7 protein-coding genes and 2 pseudogenes are annotated in these 8,516 nt (G+C 65.9%); 5 read left to right on the top strand and 4 right to left on the bottom strand.

Annotated features, from left to right (window positions below):
- A pseudogene (locus tag NP4_RS39305) lies at positions 1-249 on the bottom strand (hypothetical protein); the annotation flags it as partial.
- A gap of 1,625 nt (positions 250-1,874) precedes the next feature.
- Between NP4_RS39305 and NP4_RS40545 the strand changes: the two are divergent.
- Together NP4_RS40545 and NP4_RS43520 are read left to right on the top strand one after the other, a co-directional pair.
- Positions 1,875-3,461 (top strand): annotated as a pseudogene (locus NP4_RS40545) (type I polyketide synthase); the annotation flags it as partial.
- Positions 3,418-3,777 (top strand): acyltransferase domain-containing protein, encoded by a 360-nt coding sequence (locus tag NP4_RS43520; RefSeq protein ID WP_373863911.1) that lies wholly within the window; start codon positions 3,418-3,420, stop codon positions 3,775-3,777. The pseudogene NP4_RS40545 and the gene NP4_RS43520, both read left to right, overlap by 44 nt.
- On the opposite strand, the gene NP4_RS41440 is transcribed toward NP4_RS43520, so the two are convergent.
- A complete protein-coding gene (locus NP4_RS41440; RefSeq protein WP_245998777.1) occupies positions 3,760-4,572 on the bottom strand; it encodes an IS630 family transposase in 813 nt (270 codons plus the stop codon). The two genes, NP4_RS43520 and NP4_RS41440, sit on opposite strands and share 18 nt — an antisense overlap.
- Positions 4,573-4,700: 128 nt before the next feature.
- On the opposite strand from NP4_RS41440, the gene NP4_RS39285 reads away from it, so the two are divergent.
- Complete coding sequence (locus tag NP4_RS39285; protein WP_082876644.1) at positions 4,701-6,347, top strand: IS1182 family transposase; 1,647 nt, start codon at positions 4,701-4,703, stop codon at positions 6,345-6,347.
- Here the strand turns inward: NP4_RS39285 and NP4_RS39280 are convergent.
- Positions 6,315-6,641: a helix-turn-helix domain-containing protein gene (locus tag NP4_RS39280; protein WP_245998776.1), complete on the bottom strand. Its 327-nt coding sequence runs from the start codon at positions 6,639-6,641 to the stop codon at positions 6,315-6,317. The genes NP4_RS39285 and NP4_RS39280 overlap by 33 nt on opposite strands.
- A gap of 109 nt (positions 6,642-6,750) precedes the next feature.
- Between NP4_RS39280 and NP4_RS39275 the strand changes: the two genes are divergently transcribed.
- Positions 6,751-7,050, top strand: a complete 300-nt coding sequence (locus NP4_RS39275; RefSeq protein WP_068009912.1) for a transposase — start codon at positions 6,751-6,753, stop codon at positions 7,048-7,050.
- Positions 7,047-7,922 (top strand): IS3 family transposase, encoded by an 876-nt coding sequence (locus tag NP4_RS39270; protein ID WP_082876643.1) that lies wholly within the window; start codon positions 7,047-7,049, stop codon positions 7,920-7,922. Before NP4_RS39275 ends, NP4_RS39270 begins: the two co-directional genes overlap by 4 nt.
- Here NP4_RS39270 and NP4_RS41920 read toward each other — a convergent pair.
- Positions 7,884-8,516, bottom strand: a 633-nt coding sequence (locus NP4_RS41920) for an integrase catalytic domain-containing protein (RefSeq protein WP_218024003.1), incomplete at its 5' end; no start/stop codon positions are given. The genes NP4_RS39270 and NP4_RS41920 overlap by 39 nt on opposite strands.

The following is an 8,516-nucleotide window of genomic DNA, read 5'->3' as shown; positions in this document are numbered from 1 at the left end:
GAGGCATTCACTGTGCACCCGCACCCAGGGCACGCCCGCGGGCGAGCCGGAGCGCGGCGGCAGCACCAACGCCAGATGTTCGCGACTGTCCACGAGGTTGTCGAACGTGACCAGATCGGCGGCACACCGCACCGCCCGGTCGAGCCGGACCCGCACCTGTGCGCGCACAGTGGCGTGCGGAAAGGCGGTGGGCGAGGGCCGTGCTGTCGCCGTGGGCCCGTCGTGCCGGGCCGCCTGGATGAGGTTCACAAGGTCAACAAGATAGCGAACAACAGCGGTACATGATGTCAACGCGCGCGAGTTCCATGACGTGTCTTGCCAAGGCGCTCGGGTCCGCCCCTTGACGCGGTGAAGTGTAGGCGTCGCGAAGATATCGGGCCCGAACTTGGGTCTGGAGCGACGCCGCGCGAAAGAATTCCGCTTCAATGATGAACGCCTCGAAGCCGGCAGCGTGTGATTTGTCCGACTCGGCACGTCGAACAAGTTGGGCCCATCCAGAAGGCGTCCGGCTCCGAATGCATCGACGGTGACAAATACTTCCGACTGGTGCTGTCCGGCGTAAGCGAGTGGTGGGGCCCAATGGTGCACCGCGTCTCGCGCCGCCGAACTGGTACGGCTTCCGAGGTAGCGTCGGTGGGCCGCCGACGCGTGCACCCGTCCGACTCCGACGTCGCCGTGCTCGACCTGCCTGCCGATGCGTAATATTGAGCCGCACAAGGGGATTAGGTGTTTCGTGTCAATCGAGGTGCCGTCCTGGCGACCGACCTGCGCGATGCGTTGAGCTCTGGTTTCGAAGCCGCCGGTTGGACGGTTGAGCTCGAACCTGCTCCTCGCGCGAACGCCTTGTGGTGCTACGCCGGACCGGCGGTATTGGCGGTTACCCGGGCGACGACCGCGGCAGGGCGGCAATGAGTTTCGCTGGGAGCCGACAATCCCGACGATCCGAAACTCTTCGATCTCTCGGCCCCTTTATGTCTCGCGGTATGGGCGCCGTGTATGCGCAGTTATTCGGAGACGCTCGGGCGGGCAATGGGATTGGACAGCTGCGAGTTGCTCGCGCATCGCTCCGTAAGGCGAGTGGTTTCCGTCGTCGACCGATTGGTGACGCGGGCTCGCCGACGTGACCTCGCCGATATCCCGAGTCGCGCGGCGTGCGACCTCTGCGGAAGCCGTTATCCGGCGGTGGGGTTGTTCCGGCCGACGGCGACAACGACGGATGTGTGCCCTTGGTGCGTATTCGACGACCGGCTTACGGGGGCCGATCCGGCGTATCTGGCGTTTCAGATCGATCGGGCTGTCATGGAGAACCTGGCCGTGCCCGCCGGTTGGGGGTGCGGTACAGGCGCTGCTGTGCTGTTTGTTCGGATCAGACCTGCGGTCTCGGCTGTCGGCGCGATGGCGCGCTCAGGGGGCGCTGTATGAGCCGGCGAGCTGGTGGACCGACCCGCTGCGAACATGGATTTGGCTACCGCCACGCCGGAGACGGCCGCGCGCTCTGGCTGCACTGTCCTGCGGGGCTTCGCTGGGACATATCGTCGCCGCCATCGACGAGGCCCATCCGAATCTGCGTGGCGAGTGTTCGAGCCGATGTGCCGGTGACCGCGACATCTCACCGAGAGTTGCGGAGCTCCTCACACGGCTGTGGCCCGCGGCGGTCGCGTACCGGGTTCGCCCGGCTCACCCAGCGCTTCGAGCACCCCGACGCGCACGCGGACCGGGGCGGATGGGAGTCCTCGGAGCTGACCGGCTGGCTCGATGAACTCGCGGATTCGGATTCGGACCGATCCGCTGCGGCCTCTGTTCTGCGACACGCTATTCGGGTCCTCGACGTCGTGTTCGGTCAGCACGCGCGTTGACCCGTCATCGCCTAGCGGGTGGCGTCCTTTCGCGTCGATCAGCCGACCCGCCGCACCATTTCCATCCGATTCGAGGAGGCAGTTATTTCCGAGTTCAAGGCGGTTGACGAGGACATCGCGATCGTGGGCGCGGCGTGCCGACTGCCCGGGGGGATCGTCGATCTCGACGGATTGTGGGAGGCCCTGTCGAACGGCCGGGATCTGGTCACCGAGCTGCCGGCGGATCGTTTCGATGTGGACCGATTCGTCGTGCCCGATCGACGGCGGCCGGGGAAGTGCTACAGTGCGGCGGCCGGCGTACTCGCCGGCGATCCAACGATGTTCGACGCGGCCTTCTTCGGTATCTCGCCCCGCGAGGCCAGCCGTATGGATCCTCAGCATCGGCTGCTTTTGGAGATGGGCGTCGAGGCTTTGGACGACGCTGGGGCCGATCTGGACAGTCTGGCCGGATCGGATACCGGGGTGTTCATCGGCATCTCCGAAGTCGGTTATGCCGCTCTGCAGCAGGGCGATTGGCGTGAGCTGAACGCTTACACCAATCCCGGTTTGGCGTTGTCGATCGCGGCGAATCGGTTGTCGCACATGTTCGATCTGCGCGGGCCGAGCATGGCCATCGATACGGCGTGCTCGTCGGCGCTGGTGGCAGTGCATCAGGCATGTCAGGCTTTGCGCGCGGGCGAGGGCAGGATGATGTTGGTCGGCGGGGTGAATATCCTGCTCAACCCGATGACTTTCGTGGGCTTCGCCCAGGCGTCGATGTTGTCGCCGTCCGGCCGATGCCGCTCGTTCTCCGCTGCGGCCGACGGTTACGTCCGCGCCGAGGGCGGCGGACTGGTCGTGCTCAAGCGATTGCCGGACGCGCTCGCCGACGGTGACCGTGTCCGGGCGGTGATTCGCGGTAGCGGCGTCAACTCCGACGGGCACACCCCCGGTCTGTCTCTCCCCAACGGCGACGCGCAGGAGGCGTTGCTGCGTGCGGTGTACACCCGCGCCGGAATCGAGCCGGACCAGGTCGGTTACGTCGAGGCGCACGGTACGGGAACACCGGTCGGTGATCCCATCGAGTGCGGGGCGATCGGGCGCGTGCTGGGAGTCGGGCGACGGTCGGGCCTCCCGTTGCCGATCGGCTCGGTCAAAACGAATCTGGGGCATCTCGAGGCCGGGTCGGGTATGGCGGGATTGCTCAAGGCGATGCTGGTGGTCACCCATCGTCAGATACCGGCCTCACTGCACGCGACACCCCTGAACCCCGACATCGATTTCGATGGAATGCAATTGGTCCCTGCGGTCGAGCCGACACCGCTGCGCGGTGCCGGGCCGGCCGTGGCCGGAGTCAACTGCTTCGGGTTCGGCGGCGCCAATGCGCATGTCATTTTCGGTGAAAGCCCTGTGTCCCAGTCGGTTCCGTCGCACCACGGGAGCCGGTTGCCGGTTGTTGTCTCGGCACGCTCGGTTCCGGCGCTGGCCGAGACCGCGCACCAGATGGCCGAACGGCTCACCGCGGCGAGCGCGGACGAGTTCTACGACATCTGCTACGCCACAGCGCGGCGACGCACCCGGCATGCTCACCGGTTGGCGGTGTTGGCGGACAGCGCCGCCGAGGCGGCCGAGCGATTGCGAACCGCCGCGCAGGCGGCTGACGACGCGACGGGGGCGACCGCACGCGGTCGCGTGGCATTCGTCTTGTCGGGCAATGGGTCCCAAGTGGGCCGGGATGGGAGCCGATCTGCTCGCCGACCCGATTTTCGCGCGAGTGGTCGCCGAGGCCGACGCGCTACTGACGCCGCGACTGGGCTGGTCGGTCGCCGAGGAACTGGCCGCACCGGCGGAGCGCTCCCGAATGGCGGCGACTGAGATCGCGCAGCCGACCCTGTTCGTCGTGCAGCTGCCTGCTAGTGCCGTGTCAGGCAACGTTCGGTAGGTAATCGGGGTGCCGGATCTTGGAGTTGACGGCGAAGTCGCGGATGGGTCCGGCGTGCTGGTTGCGCCATCGGACGTATGTGCCGATCGCGGCGTCCTGCTCGCCGTGGCTGCGGTGGTCGGTGCCGTTGAGTGCGAAGTACCGCAGCGCGGCGAATTCGCACTCGATACGGTTCAACCAGGACGAATACGTCGGCAGGAACACCAGTTCCACAGCGTTGGTCTCACACCATTGCCGTACCTCGCGGCGCTTGTGGACCGAGTAGTTGTCGCAGATCAGGTACAACTTCTCGCCCGGCCACCGGGCTCGCAGGGGTTTGAGGAAGGCCAGGAACTCCATCCATCGTTTCCGGTCGCGGATACGGTAGTAGAGCTGACCGGTGGCCAGGTCCAGCGCGCCGAACATGTGCCGAACACCCTGGGTTCGATGGTAAGTCGCGCGCAACCGTGCCGGACGACGGCGGGGAAACCAGCCGCGACCAGCGCGGGGCTGCAGATTCAGTGGCCCGAACTCGTCCACGCACACCACCCGCCCCTCGGTGGGCGGGTGATCGTAGAGATCGAGCACGCGCGCCATCTTGGTAGTGAATTCGGGATCGTTGCTGGCTTTCCACGTCTTGGTGGCCTGCCACGACACTCCACCGGCTTTCAGGATCCGACGCAGGGTCTCCCTGCTCAGATCGGCAATCTGGTTGGTGCGCAACACCTCCGAGAGCTTGGACAGGCTCCACACCGAAAACGGCCACCCCAGATTCCGGGGGCAGCACCGGGCGATCTGACAGATCCGATCACGCATCGCCTGATCGGTCTTCGCCGGCCTGCCCCCGCTCCATTTTGGACACTGTTGGCGAATTCGGTTGAGGCGGTGACGGTTCGGCATGATCAACATCGGTGTTCCGGGCAGTGGTGTTGATGGAGGTTGCAGTGTCGTTGCGTCCGCGCAGGTTGGACGGGGTTCCTGCGGAGACGGTCCGGGTCGCCCGAATCGTGTTTCCGGATGGTTGCCTCGCGATGCGGATGCGAGATGTTCTCGGGCCGATCTTCACCGATACCGAGTTCGCGGAGATGTTCTCCCGCCGTGGTCAACCCGCCCTCTCGCCGGCACTGCTGGCGTTGGTATCGGTGCTGCAATACGCGGAAGGGCTCACCGATCGCCAAGCAGCGCAAGCGGTGCGGGCTCGGATCGACTGGAAGTACGCTCTGGCGCTGGAGCTGACCGATCCCGGTTTCGACTACTCGGTGCTCAGTGAGTTCCGGGCCCGGCTGATCACCGGCGGGCTGGAGCAGCGCCTGCTCGACGCGGTCCTGGAGGTGACTCGGCAGGCCGGGCTGCTGAAAGCCGGTGGCCGGCAACGGACCGATTCCACGCATGTGCTGGCGGCGGTGCGGGATTTGAACCGGCTGCAGTTCGTCACCGAAACGCTGCGATCAGCGCTCAACGCGCTCGCCGCCGCAGCGCCGGAGTGGCTGACCGGTGTCGCCGAGCCGGAGTGGTTCGACCGCTACAGTGCCCGCTCGGAAGATACGCGGTTCCCGAGCCGCTGGGCAGCCCGCGCCGCCCACGCGGACCAGATCGGCGCTGACGGCATGACCGTGCTGGCGGCCGTCGCTGCGGCCGAGGCACCTGCGTGGCTGCGGCAGCTGCCTGCGGTGGAGTTGCTGCGAAGGATCTGGATTCAGCAGTATCAGATTACCGACGGCACGGTGACCTGGAGAGACAAGAAAGACCTTCCGCCGGCAGCGATCCGGTACTGCTCGCCATACGACGACCAAGCCCGGACCGGCACCAAACGCGACGCCTCCTGGAACGGCTACAAGGTCCACCTCACCGAAACCTGCGAGCCGGACGCGCCGCACCTGATCACCCATGTCGCCACCACCCCGGCTCCGGTCCCCGACATGGCGATGACCGCGGCGATCCATATCGGCCTGGCCGAGCGGGATCTGCTTCCGGACGTGCATCTGGTCGATGCCGGTTATGTCGATGCCGAGCTGCTCATCACGACCGGGCAGAACCATGGGGTCGAGCTGCTGGGTCCGGCAAAGGCGGCCACGGGCTGGCAAGCCGCCACCAACGACGGCTACGCCCTGTCGGATTTCACGATCGACTGGGACAACGAGCAGGCCACCTGCCCACAGGGCATCGCGTCCAGGTCCTGGAAGGCCGACCGGTCACAGGACGGAACCCCGGTCATCAGAGTCCGTTTCCCCAGCTCGGCATGCCAATCCTGCCCCACCCGCGACCAATGCACCCGCTCCAGCACAGGACGGCGTCTCACCCTGCGGCATCGTGCCCAGCACCAGGCGCTCCAACTCGCTCGCGCCGAACAGCAGACCGCCCAGTGGCAGCAGCGCTACCAGCATCGCGCGGGCGTGGAAGGCACCATCGCCCAAGGCATCCGAGTCTGCGGTTTACGCCGCTCTCGTTACCGCGGTCTGGCCAAGACCAGACTTCAGCACCTGCTCACCGCCGCTGGCCTCAACCTCAACCGCCTCAACACCTGGTGGGAGACAACACCTTTCGCCAGAACGCGAACATCACACTTCGCTGCGCTCAGACCAGCCGTCTGACCGCACGTCGGAATTCGCCAACGGTGTCCATTTTGGGTCCAGTGCGTCGAACCCCTTCTCGTTGAAGTCGTGGATCACTTGCCGCACATAGGATTCCGACACCTGCATCAGCTTCGCGATCATCGGCACAGGTTGATGCTGCGCCGAGGCCATCACCACGATCGCCCGCCGCATCCGCACCGGCACCTTGCTGCTTCGCGCGATCCGAGCCAGCTTGCGTCCCTCTTCCGGAGACACCGCTCTGACGAATACATCCGGCTTGCGAGCCACCGGCACCACCTCCACCGGCAGCATCACCGGTCACCGGCCCACGATCAACCCGCCACCCCGATTACCGCATTGGACCGTTCCCGGTTCGGTGGACACGGGGTTGAAAGTCGCCGGGTAGCACGGGAGTTCGTGTATGGGTTCGACGCGGCGTAGTTTCACCGAGGAGTACAGGGCGCAGGCGGTAGCATTCGTTCGGGACGAGGGTCGGCCGGTGGCCGAGGTGGCACGCAATATCGGTGTGCACGAGATGACGTTGAGGAAATGGGTGAAGAAGGTGGAGGAGTCCGGCGCGGGGGATGATTCTCCGGACCGGGGGTTGTCCGACTCGGAGCGGGCCGAGTTGGAGCGTTTGCGTGCGGAGAACGCGGAGTTGAAGATGCAAGTCGCGTTCGCAAAAAAAGTTGCGACCTGGTTCGCGAAAGACCAGCGGTGAAGTTCGCCGCGATTGCGGACTGGGTGGAATCTGGGGAATTCGAGAGCGAGTTCATGTGCCGAGAGCTGGGTGTGTCGCGGTCGGGGTATTACGCGTGGCGCGGGCGTGGGGTGTCGGGCCGGGCGCGGGAGGATGCGGAGCTGACGACGCTGATCGGCGCCATCCATGACAAGCTGCGCGGCAACCCTGGTGTGCGGCGGGTGCATGCCGCGCTGGTCGTGGCCGGTCGGCGGGTGGCACGTAAGCGGGTGTGGCGGCTGATGCGCGCCGCGGGCCTGCGCGGGCGGCATCCGAAGGCGTTCCGGCGCACCACGGTCCGCGGCGGCAGCCCGGTCGCGGCACCGGATCTGATCGGCCGTGACTTCGCTGTCGGCGGCGGTTCCGGACGCCGTTGGTGCGGTGACATCACCTATGTGAAGACCTGGGCCGGCTGGGCGTACCTGGCGACGGTGATTGATCTGCACGACCGTTCGGTGATCGGTTGGGCGATCGCTGACCACATGCGGACCAGCCTGGTCACCGACGCGCTCGATATGGCTCTGGGCCGTCGGAAACCGAAGCCTGGAGTGATTTTCCACAGCGACCGCGGAACCCAGTACACGTCAAAAGAATTCGACGCATACTGTCACCGGAACCGTATCCGGCGGTCCCTCGGCCGCACTGGCTCGTGCTTCGATAATGCCGTGTCGGAATCGCTGTTCGCGACCTATAAGAAGGAACTGATCCACACCCGCCCATGGCCGACGTTGGACTCGGTGCGGTGGGCGACGTTCGACTGGATCGAGAACTACTACAACACTCATCGGAGGCATTCGGCGCTCTGTTGCCTCGTGTCAAGATGCGCGCGTGTGCCGGTTCGTTGCCGCAGCTGAGAATGCGCGCGCGGCGGTGTTCTGGGCCAGGGTGCGGTGGTGGGTGTGGGCGGGCTTGCCGACCACCAGGGCCAGCAGCTCGCTGGTGAGGGCCTGGATGCGCCGCTGCACCGCGGCGGGGTTGGTGTCGGCGTGGGTGGCGGCCATGCGGGCCTTCGTGGCGGCGGTGACCGTCTCTGAGGCATCGGCGCGCCGGTGCGGGGTGGTCGCGGTGTCGTATTTCTTGCTCACTTTCGCGCCCGTGCGGACCTTGGATCGCAGTTTCTGCTGCGGGTAGAAGTAGTTGGTCAGCAGCGACTGCTGGTGCCAGATCTTGTTGAGCAGCAACAGTTCTGGCTCGGTGTCGTAGCGGTGATAGCCGACGATGGTGCGCACCACGGCCCAGTTCTTCTGCTCGGCGTAGGAGCCGTCGTTGCTGCGTCCGGGCCGCGACCGGGTGAAGGTCAGCTGCCGCAGATCACACCAATCGAGGAGGTTGTGGTTGATGAACTCGCTACCGTTGTCGGAATCCACACCCCGGATCGGGAACGGCATCACCGCCGCGATCTCCTCCAACGCGGCAAGGACCCATTTCTGGGCCTTGTTGCGCACGGG

This window comes from Nocardia pseudobrasiliensis NBRC 108224 (assembly GCF_001613105.1).
Taxonomy (GTDB): Bacteria; Actinomycetota; Actinomycetes; order Mycobacteriales; family Mycobacteriaceae; genus Nocardia; species Nocardia pseudobrasiliensis.
This window is presented reverse-complemented; position numbering and strand designations above follow the sequence as displayed.